Consider the following 22,881-nt stretch of genomic DNA (forward strand, 5'->3'; position numbering starts at 1 on the left):
CCACGGATGCATTCTGAGGCCGAGACCGACACCAGGCAGCGGAGTTCCGCGCCACGGCGGCCGTCGCGAATCCTGATGGTCGCTGGAGAAGCGTCCGGCGACCTTCACGGCGGTGACTTGGCACGCCAGATACTGTCGCTCGAGCCCGATTGCGAGCTGTTCGGCATCGCCGGCGAACAGATGAGGTCGGCTGGCGTGCGGCCGATTGTGAGGATGGAAGATATTCACGCCCTCGGCATTTCCGAACTCGCCTCGACTATCGGCCGGACGGTGAACGCGTTTCGTGAGCTGCGTCGCACCATCCGCCACGAGCGCCCGGATCTGGTGATTCTTATTGACTACGCCGAGTTCAACCTCATCCTGTCCGGGGTGGCGCGGCGCGCGGGCGCCAAGGTGCTGTACTACATCACCCCGCAAGTATGGGCATGGCGGCGCGGAAGAATTGGGAAGATTAACGCGCGCGCGGATCGACTCGCAGTCGTGCTTCCGTTTGAAAAGGAAATTTTCGCCGCCGCGGGCGATCGGGTGCGCTTTGTCGGACATCCGCTGCTCGACCGCGTAAAGCCCGTGCAGGACCGCAAGGCTACCTTGGAGCGTCATGGCTTTCCCCCTGGCGCCCGGCTGCTCGCCCTCCTTCCGGGTAGCCGTCATGCGGAAGTGCACTACATGCTGAGCGAATTCGTCGCCGCGGCGCGGATTCTCGCCCGTGACCACGGCCTGACGCCGGTGGTCGCCCTGGCTCCCACTCTGACCTCCGAGCAACTTGCCCGACAGGGCAACGTCGACCTGTCGGGCATCCGTATTATCGAGGGCGACACCTATAGTATTATCGCGGCCAGTGACTTGGCCCTGGTTGCGTCGGGCACCGCGACTTTGGAAACTACCCTGCTCGAGTGCCCGATGGTGATTTCGTACAAGGTGTCAGCGCTGACCTATATCGTCGGGCGGATACTCATCACCGGCGTTGATTTCATCGGGATGCCCAACATCCTGGCCGGCAAGAAGATCGTTCCCGAACTGATTCAAAGCGAGATGAACGCGCGCAACCTGGTGCGCGTCGCCGAACCGCTCCTGAATCCGACCATGCGCGCCCAGACGATTGGCGAGCTTAGGACGCTCCGTGAAAAGTTGGGCACCCCGGGTGCCGCCCGGCGGGTCGCGCTCACGGCACTGGAGATGGTCGGGACATGAAGCTCGGCACACCTCTGCAGCAGCGGTTGTACCGCTACCTGCGCCCTTATCTGTTCCCTTATGTGGTGCTGCTTGCCCTGGCCATGCTGGTCCTGGCGGGGGCGAATGCCGGTATACCGTTCATCATCAAGAAGTTTCTCGACCAGTTGGTCCACCTCAAAAGGGTCGGCGGCCTTCATGAGCTGTCAATTTTGCTTGCCGGGTTGTTTCTGTTGCGCGCGCTCGGCAACTTTCTCAACGACTGCCTGAGCGCCTATATCCAGCAGAAACTGGTGCTCGACATTCGCGCCGACCTGAACGAGAGCCTCCAGCGTCAGTCGCTCAGCTTCTTCAACCGGACTCCGACCGGCATGATGGTGTCCCGTGTCATCAGCGACGTGAACGTGGTGGTTGCGGGCCTTACCGAAGGCGCGTTCTCGATCTGGCGCGACGGTGTGTCGATGATCGCGCTCATCGTCACGGCCTTCTATATGGACTGGCAACTGGCGCTGATCATGTTGGTCGGTTTCCCGATCGGGGTCAGTCCGGTCGTGAAATTCTCGCGGCGCGTGCGCAAAGAAACCAAGAACGCCCAGAAGCAGCTCGGCGGATTGCAGGCACTCCTGCAGGAAACCTTCCAGGGCAACCGGGTGGTCAAAGCGTTCGGCATGGAGGATTACGAACGCCGCCGCTTCAACACGGAATTGCGCCGCCTGTTCCGCATCTATATGCGCGTGGCCCGCATCAAGGCATTCACCGGGCCGTTGATCGAAACGATGGGCGCATTCGCGGTGGTGGCAGTGGTCTGGTACGCGACTTCTTCTCTGATGACAGGCACCCGCACCTTGGGTTCGTTCGCGGGGTTTTTCACGACCATGATCCTGGTCTACGATCCGTTCAAGGGTCTCAGCAAATCGAACAATACCATCCAGGCCGGGCTAGCCGCCGCGGAACGAGTCTTCGAGATGATGGACGAGCCGAGCGACGTGCCCGACGACCCCGCCGCGGTTGAGATTCCATCGGGACCCCTTAGCATCCGCTTCGATCACGTCAGTTTTCGTTACGGCGTGGGATGGGTTCTGCACGACATCAATCTGGAAATCGGTGCCGGCAAGGTGATCGCCTTGGTGGGAATGAGCGGCGGAGGCAAGTCGACAATCGCGGACCTGATTCCGCGGTTCTACGACGTGCAGGAAGGACGCATCACCGTCAACGGCGCTGATATTCGCCGAATCAAGCTGGCATCGCTGCGCGCCCAGATAGGACTGGTCACCCAAGCCACCTTCCTATTCAACGATACGGTTCGCGCCAACATCGCTTATGGCTCCACGGATCGCGACCCCGAACGCATCGTGAAGGCTGCACGGCTCGCCAACGCTCATGACTTCATCCTGCGCTTGCCCCAGGGTTACGATACCGTGGTAGGTGAGCTGGGTGTGCGGCTGTCGGGCGGTGAGCGTCAACGCGTCGCGATCGCCCGGGCGCTTCTCAAGGACGCGCCCATCCTGGTGCTTGATGAAGCGACTTCCTCGCTCGACTCCGAGGCCGAGCGTTCGGTGCAGGAGGCTCTCGAGGTACTGATGGAGAATCGCACCACCCTGGTCATCGCGCATCGACTCTCCACCGTTCGCCGTGCCGATCGGATCATCGTCGTCGAGCACGGCCGAATCGTTGAGGAAGGCACCCACGACCAGCTGTTTGCGCGGGATGGCGAATATCGCAAGCTTTATGACCTGCAGTTCGTTACGGCTGAGGAGGCACCCGGCAACGGCGGTCTCGTGAACTGAGTGTGCAGCCCTGACCGCCGGTGCGCACGCTGGTCCTTTCGACTCATCCTTTTCGATGTTGCGAATTTTGTATAACGCGCTTTGGTATCCGGCTCTGCCTTTTGCCCTGATGGCGGGTGGGACGCGCGGACGGCAGGACCGCCGTGAGCGGATGGGCAAGCTGGAACTCGCGTCCGACCGCGATCGGCCACGCATCTGGATTCATGCCTCGTCGGTCGGCGAAGTCGAAGCGATCCGCTCCGTCGCGCACGGCTTGCTGCGCGAGTTCGAACGCGCTCGCCTTATCGTTACCACCATGACTCCGACCGGGCGCGACGCGGCGCGGCGGCGCATCCCGGGCGCGGAAGTCTGCGCGCTCGCGCCACTGGATTGCCGCGCGGTGGTGCGGCGCTTCATCCGACGCGTCCGGCCCCATCTTTTGGTCATCGTTGAGACCGAGCTGTGGCCCAACTATTTCATCGAAGCAAAACGCGCCGGTGCCCGCGTGGTAATCGTAAACGGCCGCATCTCCAAGCGTTCCGCCGCGCGCTACCACCGGGCCAAGCGCCTGTTCGGACCAGCCCTGCGCGCGGCCGACCTCATCCTCGTGCAATCCGTCGACGATGCGCGCCGCTATACCCGGATTGGGGCCGCGCGCGAACGGGTGCTGGTCACCGGCAACACCAAGTTTGATCTTGAAGAACTGAGCGCAGCGACCCTGCGGAAGGCCTTGCACAGCGTGGTTGCGGGTCGCACGGTGCTGGTAGCCGGCTCGACCGCCAAGGGCGAAGAAGCGATCCTCGTCGAGGCGTGGCGCCAACTGCTAAACCGCTTCCCGGAATTGCTCCTGGTGCTGGCGCCGCGCCATCCGGCGCGCGCCCCGGAAGTGGAAGAGTTGCTGAATTCGCAAGCGATAAGTTTTCTGCGCGCCAGCGAAATGGAAGGCGCGTCCCGCGCCGGTGCGGCCAACGTGCTGATTCTTGACACCATTGGAGAACTGCGCGCGGTCTATCGCCACGCGGCGGTCGCGTTTGTGGGCGGAAGCCTGTTTGCCGGCCGCGGCGGACAAAACGTGGGAGAACCCGCCGCCGCTTCGGTGCCGGTGCTGTTCGGTCCGTACTATGAAAACCAACTGCAGATGGCATCTGCCCTGATGGCCGCCGAAGCAGGGGCCGTGGTGCGAAACGCTAATGAGATCGTTGATGCCTGCACTCGCTGGCTCGCCGATGAAGCCGCCCGCGCCGCTGCTGGCGAGCGCGGCCGCGTCACTGCCCACCAAGCCGCGGGTGGAGCCAGGGCCACGCTCCATCATTTGCGTCGCCTCGCGCAAGCCTGACCCGCTCGATGGGACGTAATCCGGCGCGGCGATCCAGGCTGGAGAGACTGTGGCAGCGCGAGCCTTCTGTGGGCGGTGCGCTCGCGATGGTTCCACTGCGGATCGCTGGAGTGCTGTTTCGCGGTTCGGTCGCGGCACGCAATTTATGGTGGCGGCGAATGGCGCTGAGCGCCGAGGTCCCGCTGATCAGCGTTGGAAATCTGACCGTCGGCGGCAACGCCAAGACTCCGTTTACCCTGTTCCTTGCTTCGCGTCTGCAGAGCCGCGGCCTGCGCGTCGCGATCGCAAGCCGCGGTTACAGTGGAAGCAGGTCGGTCACCAGCGCCTCGCTCGTCGCCGACCGCGGCGAGTTGAAGTACCCGCCCGAAGAGTCGGGCGACGAACCTGCGATGATGTCACGCCGGTTCTCCGGACCGATTGCGATTGCACGACGCCGCCTAAACGCGATCGCGACACTTGCCCGGCAGGGGCCGCTTGACGTGGTGATCCTCGATGATGGCTTCCAGCATACGCGGCTCAGGCGAGATCTCGATCTGGTCCTGGTCAGTGACGAGCGCGGTTTCGGCAACCGGCGAATGCTCCCGGCCGGACCAATGCGAGAACCGCTGGCCGCGCTGAAGCGCGCCGACGCTATCGTGATCGTGTCGTTCGGCAGTGACTATCGCAGCGCCATCCGGCCGGGCGAGATGGAACTGCTGCGGCGCCATCGCGTCTTTTACGCGCGCCTGCGCCCGCGCGGCCTGGTTACCTCCACCCACGGGCAATGGGACGAAAGCGCGCCTTTGCTTGGGGGTCGGCGAGTAATCGCCGTCAGCGGACTTGCCAATCCTGCGACGTTCCACTCCATGGTGCGTGAGATCGACGCGGACCTGGTGGGAGTACTCGAGTACCCGGACCATCATGCCTACACCTGGGCCGATTGGCAGACGATCGCCGCAGCGGCGCGTGCGGCCGATGCGGTCATCACCACCGAGAAGGACCTTATCAAGCTGGAGCGGTTTCCGTTCGCGCGCGATTCCCTGTACGCTTTGCGGCTGGAGGTTTCGATCCCCGAGGAAGAATTGAAGACGCTGGATGAGCTGATATTTTCGCGCCTGCGGGTGCCAGGACAAATTGAGAGCGCGGCCGCACAGGAGGTCTCTGACAATGCCCGTTAGCCAGGAGCTGCTCGACATTCTCGCCTGCCCCAAATGCAAGGGCGACTTGCACCTGACCGCGGCCAAGGACGGCCTGGCGTGTGAGGCGTGCAAGCTGGTCTACCCCATCAAGGAAGACATCCCGATCATGCTCATCGAGGAGGCCCAGCCGCTCAAGTGAGCGGGGCGCGCCCGCGGAACCTCCGTTATCGGCCAATGCCGCACCCATAATGAGTTGGTTGGATAGCGAGCGCGCGCGGCGGCTGGCGTGGCTGGCGCTCGGGGTTTACATCGTCGGGCTGGGAATCTCCGCGGTGCTGCGCCTGCAGGGTGATTTTTTTGTTTACTACCGCGCCGGGCACCGCGTGTTGCACGGGCTGGCTATCTATCCCGCAGACGACACCGATCGCTTTCTCTACGCACCGATCTTCGCCATCGCCTTCGCGCCTTTCGCGCTGCTTCCGAGGCACGCGGCGCAGGGGTTATGGTTTGTTTTCAACGCCTTGGGTCTGGTCGCGTTCATCAGCGGTACGGTCATCATGTTGTTCGGCCGCGCGCGCCGCCTGTCCGCCCCGCTGCTCGCGATTCCAGTGCTGCTTTCCGTTCGATTTATCGGAAACAATATCGAGCACGGCCAGATTAATTTGCCCATCCTGGCGCTATGCGCGTGGGCAATCGTGTATGCGCGCGAAGACCGCCCCCGGTTGGCGGGCGTGATGCTCGCTGCGGCAGTCCTGGTCAAGCCGTTCGCACTGCTCGCCACCCTCTATCTTGGCCTGCGAAGAAAGTGGACCGCGCTTGGGTGTGCACTCATTGCCGGTGCGGCGATGTTTGTCCTCCCGATCTTCTTCTTCGGCGCCGGCCGACTGGGGGAGCAAAGTTCCGCGTACCTGCGCACGGTCGCATCTATGACCACCCAGTACCGCACCATGCTCACCAACCAATCGGCGGTAGCAGCGGCTGCGCGCCTGATGGTCCGCTTTGTGGATCCGACGCAGGCCGAGGGAGCCGCGCCATTCCGCATCGGGATGGTGATCGAAGGACTCCTGGTCGGAGCGGTCTCACTGTGGACGGTGCTCGGCGCGTGTGCCGACGAAAGCCGGACCTTCGGCGATCGCTACGCGGTGGCGGGATTCTTCTGCCTGATGCCGAGTTTCGCACCAATTTCCTGGAAGAGCTATTTTGCCGCGCTTGTGGTTCCTTACATGCTCTTGACCGATGAGCTCTGGGGACCGCGAAGGCTTTCCGCCGCGGCGTGGGCGCTGCTGGTCGGGTCGGTGCTTTTGAACTTCCTGCCTGGACGTCGACTGAACCGGATCGCCCTCTATTACTCGGCCAATTTCGTCTCATCACTGATGGTGCTGGCCGCAGTCGCGCTCGTCGCGCTGGCCCGGACGCGAAATCCGATGGCATCGGTTCCGATTTCGGCGCAAGCTGATCACGCAGGATAAATTATCGGCGGGTTCTAGTATGAGGCCGCAGGCGCAAACCGAATGGAAACCCGATCCCAGCTTCGCGCGGCTCACCCTGGGACGGCGCGTGGTTCTGCTGCGCCGCGATATTCTGCGACATGCTCCGACGATCGTGGCAGCGCTGCGCGAGAAGATCTCGCCGGGCGCTTCCCCGGGTACGGGCAATCGTGGCAGCGGACACCGCTTGAAGCTGGACGACGGTCCCGAACTTTTCGCCCGGCAGGCGAGACGGGGTGGACTGGCGCGTTTCCTGGTGCGCGAGACCTTTTTTGGAATCAGCGCACGCCCTTTCAACGAAGTGATCGTTGCCACCAAAGCGTTCCGTCGCGGTGTCCCCGTCGCGGAGCCGATGGGCGCGATGGTTTGGTGGCTCGCGCCGGGACTGTATCGCGGATTTTTTTTATCGCGTGCCATCGCGGGAATGACGCTGTGGGACTTCGTCCGTACCGATGATGACCCGATAGTGCTGAAGCACGTGCTGATGGCAGCTCGCGTCGCGATCGTGACCATGCATGACAAGGGAGTGTTTCACGCGGACTTGAATCTGCACAATCTTATGGTCACCCAGGCGGGCGAGAGCTTCAAAGTGATGATCCTCGATCTCGACAAGGCGCGCATCTACGATGCTTCGCTGCATCCGTCACTGCGCAGCGCAAACGCGCGGCGCCTGTTGCGCTCGGCGCGCAAGCTCGATCCCGCGGGTCGCTACTTCGACGCGAGTGCCCTATCGATTCTGGATGTGAGCTGACCCGCCCTCTTACGCCGCAGCGGTTTCTCCGATCACGATTCGCGCCCGCTCTTTTGCCAACGGCAGCGTCGCCCGCATCGCCGCTGCGCTCACAAGCGCGATGGATGCAAACAGCAGCCACGCTCCGGTGTACGCGCCGGATCGATCGAAGATCCGTCCGGCGATTACTGGTCCGGCGGCAAACCCGAGGGTGTTAAAGAACGCCACTATTCCCAGCAGGGCTCCGAGCCGCCGGTTGCCGAGTGATTCGCCGATTGCCAGAGGGTTGAGGTAGACCGGTGTCTCTCTCGTCAAGCCAAAGGTCAGCAGGAATGCGGCGACCGCAGCCGGGTATGATGCTCGCAGCAATGCCGCAATGCCAATCGCGCCTGCCACGAAAACGCTCGCAAGGGTGGCACGCCCGCCGAGACGATCCGCGAAAAGACCGATGGAAAAACTGCCGATCGCACCAAAAATGAACATCGCGCCGAAGATCCCCGCGGCCACGGTCGGCGTGTAACCGATTCCGCTCAGGTATGGAACCAGGTGTACCCTGAGTCCGACTCCGGCGGTCGCAAAGAGCACCTCCGCGATGGCGATCATCCAGAACGATCTCGTCTTCAGCGCCTCGCCGACTTCGAGACCCGGGAGAGTCGATTCGGCGGCGATCTGCGAGGGGAACGAGCCGGGCCGCGTGCGCAGGAATGCCGTCAGTAGTGGAATCACGATCAGCAAGATCGGCATGCCCATGGCGAAAAACGCAACCCGAAAGCCGAAATGAAGGACTAGGTAGTTGGCCCAGATCGTCACCACGGTACTGCCGAGCGGAATTCCGGCGAATGCTACTCCCAGCGCCGCTCCGCGCCGGGCCCGAAACCAGTTGGTGACTACCAGCGCGGTGGGGATGATCGTCGAGGCGGTAATCCCAACCCCCAGCACGACAAAAATCAGAAGAAAGGCGGCCGCCGAGTTCGCACGGCTGAGCGCCATATAGCCGCCCCCCACCATCGCGGCGCCCGCGATCATCACCGGGCGCGCGCCAATCCGATCCAGCAGCGACCCTAGCAGCGGGCTGCTCAGTCCGGCCGCCAGCGGCGCCACCGCACTCAATGCCGAAAACCATGCCCGACTCCATCCAAAGTGTCTCACTACCGGGAGGAAGAACACTCCGCCCGCGTTCACCGGTCCCCAGATCAAAAACAGCGTTGCGAACAGAGTCACCAGGATCAACCAACGCTCTTTGCTTTCTTCGGCCATGGTTCACCTCGCCGCTCGCGAGCTCGATTATGGTTCGCGCGAACTCGGCCCAACCATCTTTCTCACGCAGCGCCGCTCGTGAAACTGGAAAAACGCGCACAGCGCCTGTGCATTTTTTCACAGGGGCGACTCGGGATCGGGTGTCAAACCCGGGATGGAGTCCGGCGTTGCGCCCGCCGGCCGTGACGCAGAAAGCTTGCGTTCTGCTCGAACGCGGCAGCGACTGCGGCAGCCACGGCGCGCACCCGAGCAGTCCGCCGCAGGTCTTCATGCATGACCAGCCACACGCTTCGAAGCGTTGGCACCTGATCGGGCCACACCCGCACCAATTCCGGAAAATCGTCGCCCAGGAAGCAGGCCAGCTCGCTGATGCCCAAGCCCACGGCGGTGGCCTTCACCTGTAGGAACCGGTCGTTGCTCCGCACCGTGGTGCGGGCGCCGTCGAGCGATTCGCCGGTGAAGCGGGGCCCCATTCCCTGGGGCCATCCTGCGTAAGTGATTATGTCATGCCCGCGCAGACCCTCGCCCCGCGTGGGAGTTCCGCGTGCAGCCAGGTATTGGGGCGACACATACAGCGCAAAGCCGACCGCTCCCAGTTTTCGACAGATTAGGCTTGCACCCGACGGTCGACTGAGGTTGAAACGCACCGCCAGGTCGATCTCGCGCCGCGCGATGTCGAGCGCGCGAACTCCCGGAAGGAGATCTATTTGCAACTCGGGATGAGTTTCTCGAAGCGCAACGAGGCTCGGCACGATGATCGCGTATGCGAGCGCATCGGTCGAGGTAAGCCGGACTGATCCCGCGATACGGGTATCGTGACCCGCCACTAACCTCTCCAGGTTCACGGCGGCAGACTCCATGGTCTCGCATTGCCGCAAGATCGACTGCCCCGCTGCAGTGATCGAAAAGCCCTCCGGCGTGCGGCTCAGCAGTTTCGCTGCAAGCCGTTCCTCGAGCACCGCGATCCTCCGCGCCACCGTGACGTGGTCGACCTCCAACACCCGCGCGGCTCCGGAAAGGCTGCCCTCTCTGCAGAGGGCAAGGAAGAACCGAATGTTGTCCCAATCCCACTTTCCACTCATAGTTGTTCATTTTTTCACACCCTCCAGGAGGAGCAAGCCGGTATCACTCGGGCCGAGCGCCCAGCGCCGGTTCGGGTGGTAGCGGCTTGGCCCGGGCGAGGTCGACGGGTCGGTGGAACCGCGGGTGCGGTCCGTCAAGCTAAGCGCGCTTTATCGCGATGGCTTCGATCTCAACGCGGGCTATGCGGGGAAGTGCCGCGGCTTGCACGGTGGAACGGGCCGGGTACGGCGCCGAGAGGTGCTCGCCATTGATGCGCCCAGTGGATGAACTCCATCACTAATAATGTCTGGGATAGAATTGATGTCTGACGAGTTGTCGAGTTACATTCTGCTGCACGCTCAAGCCTAACTAGCCACCATTCTCACAACAGAACTGCTATCGAGTCACCATGGATGAGCGGCTGAGAACCAACCTAACGAAATGGAACGCGGTGGTGCCATTGCACGCTCGCTCCAAGATGTACGATGTCGCAGGTTTCAAAGCTGGACGAATCTCGCTCCATGAGCTCGAGCTTGCGGAGGTCGGTGACTCCATGAGCTCGAGCTTGCGGAGGTCGGTGACGTACGAGGCAAGTCCTTGCTCCATCTGCAGTGCCACTTCGGTCTCGATACCCTGTCATGGGCACGACTCGGAGCAGAGGTTACGGGCCTCGATTTCTCTGACGAGGCAATCAAGCTTGCACGATCTCTCAGCAATGAGATCAAAATTCCTGCGCGCTTTATCTGCGCCGATATTTACGAGGTACCGTCGGCGGTCGACCAACAATTCGACATAGTTTTCACTTCCTACGGGGCAATTACTTGGCTGCCCGATATGCCGCGCTGGGGGCAGATCATCGCGCGGTCACTCAAACCCGGCGGATTCTTCTATATTGCTGACCAACATCCCTTGGCCAGTATCTTCGATAATCGGGACGATTCGTCCCAGCTAGCAATCCAATATCCCTATTTCCACCATGAGATGATCACTACTTCTGGCGGTCAAGACTACGCTGACCCTTCATACAAGAACGAGCATGATAATGCCGAATGGATTCACACGGTCGACAGTATCATTAGCGCACTGATCGAGGCCGGGCTCCAGATCGAATTCTTTCACGAGCATTCCGCGTGTCCATGGCAGATGTTTCCCTTCTGCGAACGCGCCGGGCCAGGTCTGTGGCATATCAGAGGTGATTTGATCCCGCTGATTTTCTCGCTCGGAGCGCGCAAGCCGAAGGTGCCCCCTTAGTCGAGAGCTGCTAAGGGGGTCGGGCTATCAGGAAAAGGGGGGGGCTGAGCGCAACGCGCAGGTGCTGGTGGCAGCGGGTGGACCGGGAGTCGACGGGTCGGTGGCACCGCGGGTGCGGTCCGGCAAGCTAAGCGCGCTTCATCGCGATAGCTTCGATCTCAACGCGGGCTTTGCGGGGAAGTGCCGCGGCTTGCATGGTGGAACGGGCCGGGTACGGCGGCGAGAGGTGCTCGCCATAAATGCGGTTGACCACGTCGAAGTCACCGAGGTCGGCCAAAAAGATAGTGGTCTTGACGATATTCTGAAACCCGAGCCCCGCCTCCGCGAGCACCTCGTGCAGGTTTTCCAGTGCTCTGCGGGTTTCCGCCTCAACACCACCCGCAACCAGTGCACCGGATTTCGGATCGAGTCCGATCTGACCCGAGCAAAACACCCATCCCTGCTCCTCGATTGCCTGCGAGTAGGGACCAATCGCCGCAGGAGCGCCCGAGGTCTGGATGGGTTTCATCGTGAGTCAGGCCAGGAAGCGGTTGCCGTTCTGGTAGCCGATGCGCGACACGCGCATCACCCCTTCGATCGCGCCGATGGAACTCATCAGGTTATTGAGCTGACGCGCGCTGGTGACGCTCACCTCGAACAGCGACAGCGCCCGACCGTCATTGCCGCGCGTCTTCACCTCGGCCGTCGAGATGTTCACCCCGGCCGCCGCGATGGTCCGAGTCATCGCGGCCAGCAGACCCGGCTGATCAACGCAGAGCACTTCCAGTCGAATTGGACGCGGAGACTCATCACCATCCTTCCACACCACTGGCACCCGCCGTTGGGGGTCGGTATTCAGGGCGTGGGGACAGCCTGCCAGATGAATCGTCACACCGCGCCCGCGGGTGATGAATCCGGTGATCGCCTCGCCGGGAAGCGGATTGCAGCAGCGCGCAAACCGCACCAGCACGTCACCGACCCCCGACACCACGACCGCACCACTGGCGGGCTTGCGCGCGCCCCGATCCTTGAGCGCCGGCTGGGCGGAGGCGGGAAGCTTCGATTCGCGGTAGACCTTGAGTTCGTCGGGCGTGAGCAGTTTCGCGAGCAGCTGGCCGGGGGTCACCAGGCCATACCCCACCGCGGCGATGAGGCTATCGACGTCCTTCTGCGAGAAGTCTTTGAGCACCGTTTCGAGGCGCTTTGCGCTACGCAGTTCCGCGACGTTTAGCCTGAGCGGGGTGAGCTCATGATCGATGAGCGAGATGCCGAGAGCGAGCGAGCGTTCAGCTTCCTGCGCCCGCAACCATTGTCGGATCCGTGACTTCGCGCGCGCCGTGACGCAGTAGTTCCCCCAATCTTTGCCGGGGGTCTGCCGTTCGGAGGTGAGTACTTCGATGGTATCCCCCGACCGTAGTCGTTGACGCAGGGGAACCATCCGGCCATTGATGCGCGCTCCGGAGAGGTGGTTGCCGACCTGCGAATGGATGCGGTAGGCGAAGTCGATTACCGACGCCCCTTGCGGAAAGTTGAGGACGTCGCCCTTGGGGGTGAACACGAAGACTTCCTCGGGGAACAGGTCGTCCTTGACGGTGGAAAGAAATTCCTGGGGATCTTTCAGGTTCTGCTGCCACTCGATCAGCCGCCGCAACCATGCGAAGCGTTCGGTCTCGCGCAGATCCTTCGCACCCGCGTTGCCGCCCTTGTAGCTCCAGTGCGCCGCGATTCCTTCTTCCGCCACCCGGTGCATCTCTGCGGTCCGAATCTGCACTTCCATGCGCTGTCCGCGTGGACCGATCATGGTGGTGTGCAGCGACTGATACATGTTGGCCTTGGGCAGCGCGATATAGTCCTTGAACCGCCCAGGCACCGGCTTCCAACTCGCGTGCACCACGCCGAGGGCTTCGTAGCATTCACGCACCGTAGCCACGATGATTCGGAATGCGACCAGGTCATAGATCTGCTCGAACGACAGACCCAGGTCGCTCATCTTGCCGTGGATGGAATAGAAATGCTTGGGCCGGCCGGTTACTTCGGCTTTGACCCCGGATTCCTCGAGCCGGCGCGACAGGATCGCGATCACGTCGCGGATGTATTCCTCGCGCTCCTTGCGCGTCTTGGCAACGAAGGCCTTGAGCGTCGAGTATGCGGGAGGGTTCAGATAGCGGAATGCGTTGTCCTCGAGTTCCGACTTAAGCCAGTAGATTCCGAGGCGATGTGCGATGGGAGCATAGATTTCCAAGGTTTCGCGGGAAATTTCCGACTGCCGCTCGCTGCTCAACGAATCCAGGGTCCGCATGTTGTGCAGGCGATCGGCGAGTTTGATGAGGACCACCCGGATGTCGCGCGACATCGCGATGATCATCTTGCGGAAATTCTCGGCTTGCTTCTCGGCGCGGCTTTGGAAGGTGATCTTGGAGACCTTGGTCATTCCATCGACCAGCTCGGCCACCTCGGAGCCGAACTTCTCGCGAACTTCGTCGAGCGGGGTGGCGGTGTCTTCCACCACGTCGTGCAAAAGAGCGGTCACGATCGATGCGACGTCAAGCTTGAGCTCTGCCGCGATGGTGGCTACGGCGAGCGGATGACTGACGAACGGCTCGCCGGAGAGACGTTTCTGCTCGGCGTGTTTGCCTGCCGCAAATTCATAAGCGCTGTGAATCAAGCCGAGGTCGGCCTGGGGGTTGTAGGTACCAACCTTCTGGATCAGCTCTTCGAGCTGGTCGGGTGTCTCTCGGGCTAGCTCTGCCACGGCGCGATCTTCCCGCGAAGGCGCGAGGTTCTGAGCCGCTCGGCATCAACGATCGCCGCCAGCTCGTGAATGGATTGGTCGACATCATAGTTGATGATCAGGTAGTCGTAGACCGGGTATTCACTAGCCTCGCGGGTCGCGCGTTGGAGGCGGGGTTGGATGGTTTCCTCGGTCTCGGTGTGGCGCCCACGCAGCCGGCGCTCCAAATCGGCGGGGCTCGGTGGCAGCAGGAAAATCGCCACCGCATCGTCCGCATAGCGCGCGCGGATTTGGCGCGCCCCTTCCACGTCGATGTCGAGCAAAATGTCACGTCCCTCGCGAACCGCATTGTCCAGAGGCGCGCGCGGCGTGCCGTAGGCCGCGTTGAAATGGCGGTCGTGTTCCGCTAGTTCCCCACTTTCAAGCTGGCGATTGAATTCTTCCTCGCTCACGAAATGATAATCGAAGCCGGGCTTTTCTCCCTCGCGCGGCCCCCGGGTGGTGAGTGAAACCGAAAATTCAAGACTGGCGATCGCCTTAAGTGCGCCGCGCCAAATCGTGGTTTTTCCCGCCCCCGAAGGAGCAGCGAGTATAAAGAGTATACCGCGTCGGGGCCGCGAAGTATGGCTTGCACGGGCCACTTTATGCGCGTCCGTTATAATCGGAAATAATGTTTTATACTATATCTACTCGACGTTCTGCACCTGCTCGCGCATCTTCTCCGCCTCCGCCTTCACCGCCACCGTCAGATGCGAAAGCGCTGCGTTCTGCGACTTCGAGCCCATCGTGTTCACTTCGCGATTGATCTCCTGCAACAGAAACTCGATCGACTTTCCGACCGGCCCTTCCCGGCGCAGGAGCCCGTGGAGTCCGTCCAGATGGGTCTTGAGTCGGGTGATTTCCTCACTGATGTCTCCGTGTTGTGAAGCCGAGGATGCCTCCTCGTAGAGGCGTTTCTCGTTCACCGGAAGATTGGCGAGCAGCTCCCGCACCCGGGCCTGAAAGGTCTTCATGATTTCCGTCCGGGTCTGCTCGGAGAGTCGCTCGATTTTCGGAATCGCGGTCCTGATCTTCTTCACTCGCGCGGAGAAGTCCTTCTTGAGGCTGGTGCCTTCCCGCTGGCGTTCGATGTCGAGGACCTTCAGCGCCCGCTGTATGGCCACCATTCCCAGCTGTGGCGCATCCGCTGCATCGCGCTCTTCTTCGACCACGTGAAAGATCTCGGGCCGGTTCAGGATCGCTTCGATTCCAGGGTTACCGTTCAAGTGCAGACGCTTGCCTAGCCGCCGCAATTGCTCGACGTATTGATTGGCCAGCTTCTCGTTGACCTGCAGCCGCGCAGCGGGCGCACGCACGGACACGGCTTTCACGAACAACTCGACGCGTCCGCGCGCGACTCGGTTTTGAATAAGCTTGCGAATGTCCGCCTCGTACTCACCCCACGAGCGCGGCAGGTTGAGCTTCAATTCGAAGAACCGCTGATTGAGCGCGCGAATTTCCGCGGTCACCTGAATTCCGTCGCGCTCGACCAGCGCCCGGCCGAATCCGGTCATACTGCGCATTAGGTTCGATCCTTCCTCGCCCCCAAACATGCCCGATAAAGGGCCATTGTACGCCGCGCCATTGCGCCCATCGCAAACTGAGCGACGGCCCGTTTTCTGGCCGCCTCGCCCAGCGCTTTTCGCTCACCGGCGCAGGAAGCCAGCCGCGCGATCGCGTCGCGCAGTGCCCGGGCATCCGCAGGTGCGACCAGCACCCCAGTCTCGCCGTCGTGCACCACTTCTGCGATTCCCCCGGCATTGCTGGCAACCGTGGCCACCCCACTTGCCGCCGCTTCCAGCGCCGCGACCCCCAAACCTTCCCAGAGCGACGGAAACACAAAGATATCCAGTGCCCATAGCAGATCGCGAGAGGTTTCGATTCTCCCCAGGAACCGGGTACGCGTCGAGATTCCCAGCACCTCGGCTCGTCGCTCCAGCTCCGAGCGCAACGAACCCTCGCCGGCTATGAAACACAACACCGCACCCATAGCTGGCGCGATCGCTTCCAGCAAATGTCGATGCCCTTTGCGCTCTTCCAGGGCCCCGATGGTCCCCACCGCAATGGTCTCCGCCGCAAGTCCCAGCGCCTGGCGTGCCGCAATCCGCTCTTCGTTCGATGGCGGGCGAAAATATTCGCAGTCCACGCCGCTCGGGATGACCGTGATGCGCTCGCGGGGAACACCCGCGGAAGTCAGCGCAGTCGCGACGGCGTCGGAAATCGCGGCCACACCATCGACCGCGCGCGAGTACAGAAACGGCGCAAACAGCCGGTTGGGCCGGTAGTCCATCCTGCGCGTCGCGATCAGGGCGCGTGCGAGACCGCGGGCAAAGGGCGCCATCGCATGGGCGCGCGCGGTATGAAAGTGCACGACGTCGTAGCCCTCCCGGGCCAGGATGCTTCTGAGCCGCATCCCTCCGGCGAGGTCCACCGAGTTGCGCAATCGCAGACGGTGGCAGCGAATGCCTTCGGAGGCGGCGCGTTCGAAAAGTTTTCCCGCCGGATCGCAGATCAGCTCGGCGCGATGCCCCATCCGCAGCAGCTCACGGGTGAGCCCGAGCACTTGCGATTGCCCGCCGGCGAACTCGCGCTCAGGATCGACGCCCGCAACGCGCAGCGGCATCGCGGTCGAATCGATCGCGAGACGCTCGCGGTCGTTATATGCCTTGGCGTCAGGCATCAGCGGGTCGTCAATCCCAGAACCGGTAGTACAAAATTGCAAAGGTGGCTGTGATCGCGTCGCGCCAGCCGATTTTCTTGCCTTCTTCATAGGATCGGCCGGAGTAGGAAATTCCCACTTCGAAGATCCGCCATTTAGCGCGTGCGGCCTTGGCAGTAATTTCCGGTTCGATGGTGAATCGGTCGGCGGAAAGCTTGAGCTGCATGAGTTTGTCGCGCGCGAACCCCTTCATCCCGGTCTCCATGTCGCTCAGATTCAAATCGCTAATCGCATTCGAGAGCAGCGTGATAAACCGGTTGCCGACGTAATGCCAGAAAAACAGCACCCGATGGGGTCCACCCAAAAAGCGCGAGCCGTAAACCATGTCGGCGCGGCCGTCGAGAAGGGGCCGAATCATTTCGTGATAGTCGCGCGGATCGTACTCGAGGTCGGCGTCCTGCACGAAGACGTAGGGATTTCTGGCAGCGGCAAAGCCCAGCCGCAGCGCGGCGCCCTTGCCTTTGTTCCGCGCATGAAAGAATACGCGCACTCGCGGATCCTCCAGGCGCTGGAGAAATTCCCGGCTGCCGTCCGTCGAGCCATCATCCACCGCGATGATTTCCACATCGAAACCGCAGTTGAACACGCGATCGATCACCGTGCCGATGGTGTGGACCTCGTTGTAGACGGGAATCACTACAGAGATCTTCGCGGTCTCCATGGGACCTTCTCTGCGTCAGCGCGCGCAACCATACGATCCGCAGGTGGTGCGGTCTTACGCAAGTCTTTCGCGAGTCGCTGCTGAATCATTCGCCCCAGGCGGCGCACCTCGGAGCGCCGCCGCCCGGTACTGTGGTAAACCTCCGCGTAGGCGCACCACACGCGCATCCGATCTGTGCGGGTAAGCCCGGGCAAAGAAGAGTGCCCAAGTTGGACCAGATTTCTGAGCCGTGGCCGCGTGAAACGGGAGAGCCAGGTTCGGCGGGTTCGCTCGTGATCCAGGAGGATAAACCGGTCGGGTTCGTCACGGCTCGAAAGAATATTGAAGGGCGTTAGATCCCCGTGGAGGTAGCCGCGAAGGTGCAGGCGGGCGATCTCCGCGCCCAGGGCATGCAGGAGCGAACGTTTGCGCTTGAGGTCGCGCCCTGCTTCGCGCAGAAAACGCGGCATCAGAATACCGCGCGCGCGCGCGGTCACGATGATTTCGCGACCGCCACGCAGCTCCGAGCCCCATAACATAGGCGCTGGAGCTCGAAACCCGTCGCGCTGCAAAGCCGCGGCAATCGCGACTACGTGCTCAGCCGCTCCGCCGCGGACCCATCGGCTGAGCCGTTTCAGACCGTGCCGGGGACGAATTATCTTGACGAAGAGATCCTGGTTGCCAAGTTCTACCAGCGAGGTGTCGGCGTGCAGCGAGTGCCGCACCCGCTTCCCTGCGGTGCCGGCCGTGGTGTCGAGGGCGAGCCTGATTAGTGATTGGCGTAATTGGGGTGCAACAGTTCCCGCGAGCGTGAGTATCCAGCCGTTTTGCTGCGCGGTTGTTAGAGGGTCCGCTATTTGTGAACCATGGGGCACGGCCATCTAGTGGCACCGGGTTCCTAGCTGCGTCCTTTCCAAGTGAGCGCCACCCTTCATAGCGAGCCACCTAAGCGGTCTGGTGCCAACACACCTAGGGTCCTAATGCCGGCGGGGTAGGCGCTGATCGCGCGGCGGATTGTCGCCGCAACCCTTTCAGGTTCGATGCGTCGCATGCACTCGCGGCCGATCGGACAGTCGCGCAGGTAACACGGATGACAGCGGATGTCACTTGAGATCGCGAAATCTGCACAACCCCAGGGCGCGGAACGTTCCGCCGCGGTCGAGCCCCACAGCGAAACTACCGGACATCCGACCGCGGCTGCGATGTGCATCGGTCCTGAATCAGGGCCAAACGCGGCCGCGCATTGCGGAAATATCGCGATCAGGTCGCGCAGCGTGGTTTGCCCGGCGAGGTTTAGCGCGGGCCGCTCACCCAGCAAGCGCATCACCTCGGCGGCGATTCCGGTCTCGGCGCGGCCGCCGAGCAGCACCGGGAACAGCGCTGCCGTTCCGCTGGCCGGGCGTGCGAGCGAAAGAACCACTTGTGCTACGGACTCCGGAAAATAAAGGCGGCTCGGCCACGACGACCCCAGGATGACTCCCAGGATGGGCCTGGGAGTGGCGCGCAGCAGACCTCGCGCACGTTCCTGTTCTTGCGCTGATGCGCGCAGCCCGAATTCGATCGGCGCCGCCGGCAGCCCGAGCGAATCGGCGAACGCCTGGTATTGCAGCAGCTTCAAGCGCATGTTCGGTTGCGGCGCGATGTGGCGGGTGGAAAACAGATGGTTCAACTCCTTGGTATTCGCCGCAGCGAAGCCTATGCGCTCGCGGGCGCCAGACGCGAATGACGTGACGCCGCTCTTCAGATGTCGCTGCAGATCGAGCACCAGGTCGAATTGGCGTGCGCGCACCGCACGCAGGAAGGGCGCGAAGGACCACGGCGCCAGCCTGCGATCGTACACGATCACCTCGTCGAGCCACGGATGGCGCTCAACCATCGGACTCGCCTTGGGCTCGACCGCCCACGCGATATGCGCGTCGGGCCATCCCAGGCGGATTCTGCCGAGCAGCGGGAGCGCCCGCACCACATCGCCGATCGCGCCCAGCAGAACGATCAGAACGCGGCGTGGCGGGTTGGCGGTCTCCTCAGCGATGCCCATCGGCTTCGTTCACACGATGATAACTGCACCGGAGCGCTCCGGAAAGGTTGGTCCGGTGCGCCGAAACCGGGAAGAGGCTAATCAGCGATCGCACTCACCGCCGATCATGTTGATCATGCCGAAGGTGGTGACGATGTCGGGAATCATCCGCCCGATGAGCATTTTGTTGAGCGCCGCCATACCGAAGAAGCACGGTGGGCGCACCCGCACGCGATAGGGACGGCCGCTGCCGTCGCTGACCACGTAGAAGCCCAATTCCCCGTTCGCGCCTTCGACGGCGCAGTAGACGTCACCGGGGGGTACCTTGACGCCTTCCATGATCAGCTTGAAATGGTTCATCAGGCCCTCGATGGAGTTGTAGACCTGATGTTTGGGGGGCAGCACGATGCGGGGATCGGTTATTGAGATCGGTCCCTGGGGAAGAGCCGCCATGGCCTGCTCGATGATGCGCTTGGACTGGTACATTTCGTGAAAGCGCATGTTGAAGCGGTCGTAGTTGTCACCTTTCTCTCCAGTCGGAACCTCGAAATCGAAGCGATCGTAAACCAGGTAGGGATACGCCTTGCGCACGTCGTAAGAGACCCCGGTCGCGCGCAGCAACGGTCCGGTGAGTCCGTACGAGATTGCATCTTCGTGCGACATGATGCCGATCCCGCTCATCCGATCGATGAAGACGCGATTGCGCGACAGCAGCTTGTCGCAGTCGCTCAACACCGAATCCAGCATTTCGAATGCGTGCGCGATCCGCTCGTTGAAATCCGCGGGAAGGTCGTGGCTCACTCCGCCGAGCCGGCACCAGGTTACAGTCAGGCGCGCTCCCGTCACCGCCTCCACCAGGTCGTACAACAACTCACGCGCCTCGAGCATGTAAAAGGCCACCGTGGTCGCGCCCACTTCGCTGGAGGCCATGCCGAGGCAGGTCAGATGATCGGTGATGCGCGAAACCTCACTCATGATCGTGCGTACGAATTGGCATCGCTCGGGGAGCTCGATGTTCAGCAGCTTCTCCACCGCGAGCGCGAACCCGACGTTGTTGATACACGGCGACGCGTAGTTCAGCCGGTCGGTGTACGGGAAGCATTGTGTCCAGGTACCCTGCTCACACATTTTCTCGAACGCGCGATGCAGGTAGCCGACTTCCACATCGCAGTCCACGATGCGTTCGCCGTCGAGCTTCAGGTTGAATTTGATGGTGCCGTGCGAGGCCGGATGGGACGGTCCCATCTGCATCTCCATGATCTCCTCGATCGGATCCGACGCTTCGATCTTCTGCTGCCAGCGCGCGGGAAGTGCCATACGACTTGGTACCTGGAGTGGTCAGCGCGAGGGCGGCAACGGTGCCACCACGGAATCGGTTTCGGGAACGATCGGCTGGCGCCGTTGATAGGGATAGTCCTTGCGCAGCGGGTGACCCTCGAATGAATCGTACAGCAGAATGCGGCGCAAATCTCCATGACCGCGAAACTCAATCCCGAACATGTCGTAGCATTCGCGCTCCAGCCAATCCGCCGCCTTCCAGATCTCGATCACGCTGTCCACCCACGGATCCGCCATATCGACTTGCACCTTCACGCACAGACGATGGCGCAACTTTAGTGAGTTCAAGTGGTAGACCGCATCGAAGCGGGGCGTGCGCTCCAGCCAGTCGACCGCGGTCAGATCGGTCAGCATGTCGAAGGCGAAATCCGGCTCATCGCGCAGATTTTTGAGAAGCTCAGCCGCGCGATCGCGCGAAACCACGACCCAGTCCGCGCCATGAGCCTCCTGGGCCTGCAGAATTTCGACGCCGAAACGTTCCTTCAGTTTTTCAAGCAACATTGCGCTTCTTCCAGGCAGTCCGATCGACCGCTCCGTTCGACGGCGACGTTAGGCTCCGAGCACGATTCTCCGAAGCGACACCGGGGCGACGCGGACGGCGCGGATGCTCAGTTAGTTCCAGTCGAGAGCCCCGCGCTGCCAGGCGTAGATGAGACCGACGGTGAGGATAGCGATAAAGACCAAGGCTTCAACGAATCCAAACATACCGAGCTTTCGCAGCTCCACCGCCCACGGATACAGGAACACCACTTCCACATCGAACACCAAGAACAGCAATGCCGTCAGGTAGAAATGAACCGTGAAACGCCCCCACGCCGAGCCGCTCGGCGGGTTTCCGCATTCGAAAGGTTCGCCCTTGACCTTGCTCGGGCGTTTGGGACCCACGATCCGATTGATAGTAACCATGACTCCGGCGATAACGCCGGCGACAACGAAAGTCACCACGATCGGAAGCCAAGTCTCCACTGCACCGAACCCTTCAAACGGCTTGGCTCATATCACTATCGGAAGCGCGCCGCATTTTCCAATCAATCGTTTTGGAACGACCCGGCGAGGCCTCGCCACCCGACGAACCGCGACGACTGGTTGCGCGGGCAAGCCTCACGTACCGATCGTTTAATGGTTGGGAGGCAGCGCCAATCACATTAGCGACAGTCATCAGGGCTGCAATGAGCCGCTAATAATGTCTGAATCTGCCATACACCTCGGCAGCGTGAACCAGGTATCATTTTTCCCTTTAAACAAAGGACTTTATGGTGCTGCATTTTGCTTATCATTAGAGTTATTGACTTATGTCCGCAAGGTTACTAATTGCCGATCGGGGGATAGTGCAGGAAGGTCAACTCAAGACGGACCCGGCGCGGACACCGGGGGAAGGGGCTAACTATGCATCGTGATACCGAATTGCGGGCCTGGTTTGTGGAGTTTTTCGTTGTACTCGGAGCGTTGCTGTTCATGCTCGCCGGCCCGGTTGCGGCCGAGGTCAAACCCGGGGATTTCATCAACAGCGACAACGCCAACAAGGTAAAAGACCTCGTTTGCCCTGGCGTGCTCTGGCGTCTTCAAAACGGCATGACCATCAGGATAGTTCCGACCGAACGCATCGATTGGCCCCCGCCCTACAAGGAGGCAACTGAGAAGTACTCGCCGCAGGTTCGTTTAACTGCGGACCATCGTTCGCTCGTCGGTTATGTGGCGGGGCAGCCGTTTCCACTGATGGATCCCAACGATCCGGAAGTCGCCACCAAGATCATGTGGAACTACTTCTTCCGGCCAATTTCCACCGATGACTATGACCTTCGCTTCTTCGATGCGGAGAGCGTGTACGCCGGGAAGGGTAAGCCATACAAATCTCTTTGGTACTATCAGACCGGGCACTACGCCGGTTACAACGAAGTGGGCCGCACTGAAGTGCAGCCCATGCCAGTTGATCCCGACTTTCTGCATTCGGGACGCTACGCGATGACTGGACTTTATCCCCAGCTCGCTCCCCAAGACGGCGCCGGAGCCGGGTTCCTCCGCTATCGCTACGCGGATCCTAACCGGGCGGACGATGCCTGGAGCTACCTGCCCGCCGCCCATCGGCTGCGCCGGCTTAATGACACGTTGATGAGCACCGATCAGGACGCGGGACCCGAGTCTTACAACCCCGACGATTTCGAGTGCTTCGCGGGCAAGAATGAAAACTATAACTGGCGCTACCTGGGAGAGCGGTCGATGCTCGGATGCATCAACTCTCCG

22 protein-coding genes are annotated in these 22,881 nt (G+C 61.8%); 9 read left to right on the plus strand and 13 right to left on the minus strand.

Going from position 1 to position 22,881, the window contains the following annotated elements; genetic code table 11:
- The first annotated feature begins 6 nt into the window (after window positions 1-6).
- From lpxB to VGI36_07365, 7 genes are all read left to right on the plus strand, one after another.
- Window positions 7-1,191 (plus strand): lipid-A-disaccharide synthase, encoded by a 1,185-nt coding sequence (gene lpxB, locus VGI36_07335; GenBank protein HEY2484945.1) that lies wholly within the window; start codon window positions 7-9, stop codon window positions 1,189-1,191.
- The gene (locus VGI36_07340; protein HEY2484946.1) at window positions 1,188-2,957 is read left to right on the plus strand and encodes an ABC transporter ATP-binding protein; all 1,770 of its coding nucleotides are present in this window, start codon (window positions 1,188-1,190) and stop codon (window positions 2,955-2,957) included. Before lpxB ends, VGI36_07340 begins: the two co-directional genes overlap by 4 nt.
- 67 nt (window positions 2,958-3,024) lie before the next feature.
- Window positions 3,025-4,272, plus strand: coding sequence for a glycosyltransferase N-terminal domain-containing protein (locus VGI36_07345; protein ID HEY2484947.1), 1,248 nt, complete (start codon window positions 3,025-3,027; stop codon window positions 4,270-4,272).
- Between the two features lie 86 nt (window positions 4,273-4,358).
- Window positions 4,359-5,429 carry a tetraacyldisaccharide 4'-kinase gene (gene lpxK / locus VGI36_07350; protein HEY2484948.1) on the plus strand — a complete coding sequence of 357 codons (1,071 nt, stop codon included), beginning with the start codon at window positions 4,359-4,361 and terminating at the stop codon, window positions 5,427-5,429.
- Window positions 5,419-5,589: a Trm112 family protein gene (locus tag VGI36_07355; protein HEY2484949.1), complete on the plus strand. Its 171-nt coding sequence runs from the start codon at window positions 5,419-5,421 to the stop codon at window positions 5,587-5,589. Before lpxK ends, VGI36_07355 begins: the two co-directional genes overlap by 11 nt.
- Before the next feature lie 49 nt (window positions 5,590-5,638).
- Entirely contained in the window at window positions 5,639-6,859 is a 1,221-nt protein-coding gene (locus VGI36_07360; protein ID HEY2484950.1) for a glycosyltransferase family 87 protein, read from the plus strand.
- 19 nt (window positions 6,860-6,878) lie between these two features.
- Entirely contained in the window at window positions 6,879-7,628 is a 750-nt protein-coding gene (locus tag VGI36_07365) for a lipopolysaccharide kinase InaA family protein (GenBank protein HEY2484951.1), read from the plus strand.
- A 9-nt stretch (window positions 7,629-7,637) separates the two neighbouring features.
- Here the strand turns inward: VGI36_07365 and VGI36_07370 are convergent, their stop codons facing one another.
- Both VGI36_07370 and VGI36_07375 read right to left on the minus strand, forming a co-directional pair.
- Window positions 7,638-8,864, minus strand: a complete 1,227-nt coding sequence (locus tag VGI36_07370) for an MFS transporter (protein ID HEY2484952.1) — start codon at window positions 8,862-8,864, stop codon at window positions 7,638-7,640.
- A 143-nt stretch (window positions 8,865-9,007) separates the two neighbouring features.
- Window positions 9,008-9,946 carry a LysR family transcriptional regulator gene (locus VGI36_07375; GenBank protein ID HEY2484953.1) on the minus strand — a complete coding sequence of 313 codons (939 nt, stop codon included), beginning with the start codon at window positions 9,944-9,946 and terminating at the stop codon, window positions 9,008-9,010.
- A 577-nt stretch (window positions 9,947-10,523) separates the two neighbouring features.
- On the opposite strand from VGI36_07375, the gene VGI36_07380 reads away from it, so the two are divergent.
- Window positions 10,524-11,177 carry a class I SAM-dependent methyltransferase gene (locus tag VGI36_07380; GenBank protein HEY2484954.1) on the plus strand — a complete coding sequence of 218 codons (654 nt, stop codon included), beginning with the start codon at window positions 10,524-10,526 and terminating at the stop codon, window positions 11,175-11,177.
- A gap of 127 nt (window positions 11,178-11,304) precedes the next feature.
- On the opposite strand, the gene VGI36_07385 is transcribed toward VGI36_07380, so the two are convergent.
- The 11 genes from VGI36_07385 to VGI36_07435 all read right to left on the minus strand — a co-directional run bounded on the left by VGI36_07385 (window position 11,305) and on the right by VGI36_07435 (window position 21,606).
- Complete coding sequence (locus VGI36_07385) at window positions 11,305-11,685, minus strand: RidA family protein (protein ID HEY2484955.1); 381 nt, start codon at window positions 11,683-11,685, stop codon at window positions 11,305-11,307.
- A 6-nt stretch (window positions 11,686-11,691) separates the two neighbouring features.
- On the minus strand, window positions 11,692-13,908 hold the full coding sequence (locus VGI36_07390; protein HEY2484956.1) for a bifunctional (p)ppGpp synthetase/guanosine-3',5'-bis(diphosphate) 3'-pyrophosphohydrolase: 2,217 nt from the start codon (window positions 13,906-13,908) through the stop codon (window positions 11,692-11,694).
- Window positions 13,896-14,528: a guanylate kinase gene (gmk, locus tag VGI36_07395; GenBank protein HEY2484957.1), complete on the minus strand. Its 633-nt coding sequence runs from the start codon at window positions 14,526-14,528 to the stop codon at window positions 13,896-13,898. Before gmk ends, VGI36_07390 begins: the two co-directional genes overlap by 13 nt.
- 45 nt (window positions 14,529-14,573) lie before the next feature.
- Entirely contained in the window at window positions 14,574-15,449 is an 876-nt protein-coding gene (locus VGI36_07400; GenBank protein ID HEY2484958.1) for a YicC/YloC family endoribonuclease, read from the minus strand.
- On the minus strand, window positions 15,449-16,606 hold the full coding sequence (locus tag VGI36_07405) for a glycosyltransferase family 4 protein (protein ID HEY2484959.1): 1,158 nt from the start codon (window positions 16,604-16,606) through the stop codon (window positions 15,449-15,451). The genes VGI36_07400 and VGI36_07405 overlap by 1 nt, the downstream gene beginning before the upstream one ends.
- 10 nt (window positions 16,607-16,616) lie before the next feature.
- Window positions 16,617-17,306 carry a glycosyltransferase family 2 protein gene (locus tag VGI36_07410; GenBank protein HEY2484960.1) on the minus strand — a complete coding sequence of 230 codons (690 nt, stop codon included), beginning with the start codon at window positions 17,304-17,306 and terminating at the stop codon, window positions 16,617-16,619.
- Entirely contained in the window at window positions 17,282-18,166 is an 885-nt protein-coding gene (locus tag VGI36_07415) for a lipopolysaccharide kinase InaA family protein (GenBank protein ID HEY2484961.1), read from the minus strand. The genes VGI36_07410 and VGI36_07415 overlap by 25 nt, the downstream gene beginning before the upstream one ends.
- Window positions 18,167-18,216: 50 nt before the next feature.
- The gene (locus VGI36_07420) at window positions 18,217-19,323 is read right to left on the minus strand and encodes a glycosyltransferase family 9 protein (GenBank protein ID HEY2484962.1); all 1,107 of its coding nucleotides are present in this window, start codon (window positions 19,321-19,323) and stop codon (window positions 18,217-18,219) included.
- 81 nt (window positions 19,324-19,404) lie between these two features.
- Complete coding sequence (locus tag VGI36_07425; GenBank protein HEY2484963.1) at window positions 19,405-20,619, minus strand: NADH-quinone oxidoreductase subunit D; 1,215 nt, start codon at window positions 20,617-20,619, stop codon at window positions 19,405-19,407.
- A 21-nt stretch (window positions 20,620-20,640) separates the two neighbouring features.
- Complete coding sequence (locus tag VGI36_07430) at window positions 20,641-21,141, minus strand: NADH-quinone oxidoreductase subunit C (GenBank protein ID HEY2484964.1); 501 nt, start codon at window positions 21,139-21,141, stop codon at window positions 20,641-20,643.
- A 111-nt stretch (window positions 21,142-21,252) separates the two neighbouring features.
- Complete coding sequence (locus VGI36_07435) at window positions 21,253-21,606, minus strand: NADH-quinone oxidoreductase subunit A (GenBank protein HEY2484965.1); 354 nt, start codon at window positions 21,604-21,606, stop codon at window positions 21,253-21,255.
- 420 nt (window positions 21,607-22,026) lie between these two features.
- Here VGI36_07435 and VGI36_07440 point away from each other — a divergent pair.
- Window positions 22,027-22,881: DUF1329 domain-containing protein (locus VGI36_07440; protein HEY2484966.1), on the plus strand; the 855-nt coding region annotated here is incomplete at its 3' end.

It is taken from the genome of Candidatus Binataceae bacterium, assembly GCA_036495685.1.
Lineage (GTDB): Bacteria > Desulfobacterota > Binatia > Binatales > Binataceae > JAFAHS01.

Excerpts from the sequence above, each read along its gene's own strand:
- lpxB (HEY2484945.1), top strand. The coding sequence starts at position 7 with ATGCATTCTGAGGCCGAGACCGACACCAGGCAGCGGAGTTCCGCGCCA.
- VGI36_07340 (HEY2484946.1), top strand. The coding sequence starts at position 1,188 with ATGAAGCTCGGCACACCTCTGCAGCAGCGGTTGTACCGCTACCTGCGC.
- lpxK (HEY2484948.1), top strand. The coding sequence starts at position 4,359 with ATGGTTCCACTGCGGATCGCTGGAGTGCTGTTTCGCGGTTCGGTCGCG.
- VGI36_07355 (HEY2484949.1), top strand. The coding sequence starts at position 5,419 with ATGCCCGTTAGCCAGGAGCTGCTCGACATTCTCGCCTGCCCCAAATGC.
- VGI36_07360 (HEY2484950.1), top strand. The coding sequence starts at position 5,639 with ATGAGTTGGTTGGATAGCGAGCGCGCGCGGCGGCTGGCGTGGCTGGCG.
- VGI36_07365 (HEY2484951.1), top strand. The coding sequence starts at position 6,879 with ATGAGGCCGCAGGCGCAAACCGAATGGAAACCCGATCCCAGCTTCGCG.
- VGI36_07370 (HEY2484952.1), bottom strand. The coding sequence starts at position 8,864 with ATGGCCGAAGAAAGCAAAGAGCGTTGGTTGATCCTGGTGACTCTGTTC.
- VGI36_07375 (HEY2484953.1), bottom strand. The coding sequence starts at position 9,946 with ATGAGTGGAAAGTGGGATTGGGACAACATTCGGTTCTTCCTTGCCCTC.
- VGI36_07385 (HEY2484955.1), bottom strand. The coding sequence starts at position 11,685 with ATGAAACCCATCCAGACCTCGGGCGCTCCTGCGGCGATTGGTCCCTAC.
- VGI36_07400 (HEY2484958.1), bottom strand. The coding sequence starts at position 15,449 with ATGCGCAGTATGACCGGATTCGGCCGGGCGCTGGTCGAGCGCGACGGA.
- VGI36_07405 (HEY2484959.1), bottom strand. The coding sequence starts at position 16,606 with ATGCCTGACGCCAAGGCATATAACGACCGCGAGCGTCTCGCGATCGAT.
- VGI36_07410 (HEY2484960.1), bottom strand. The coding sequence starts at position 17,306 with ATGGAGACCGCGAAGATCTCTGTAGTGATTCCCGTCTACAACGAGGTC.
- VGI36_07415 (HEY2484961.1), bottom strand. The coding sequence starts at position 18,166 with ATGGCCGTGCCCCATGGTTCACAAATAGCGGACCCTCTAACAACCGCG.
- VGI36_07420 (HEY2484962.1), bottom strand. The coding sequence starts at position 19,323 with ATGGGCATCGCTGAGGAGACCGCCAACCCGCCACGCCGCGTTCTGATC.
- VGI36_07425 (HEY2484963.1), bottom strand. The coding sequence starts at position 20,619 with ATGGCACTTCCCGCGCGCTGGCAGCAGAAGATCGAAGCGTCGGATCCG.
- VGI36_07430 (HEY2484964.1), bottom strand. The coding sequence starts at position 21,141 with ATGTTGCTTGAAAAACTGAAGGAACGTTTCGGCGTCGAAATTCTGCAG.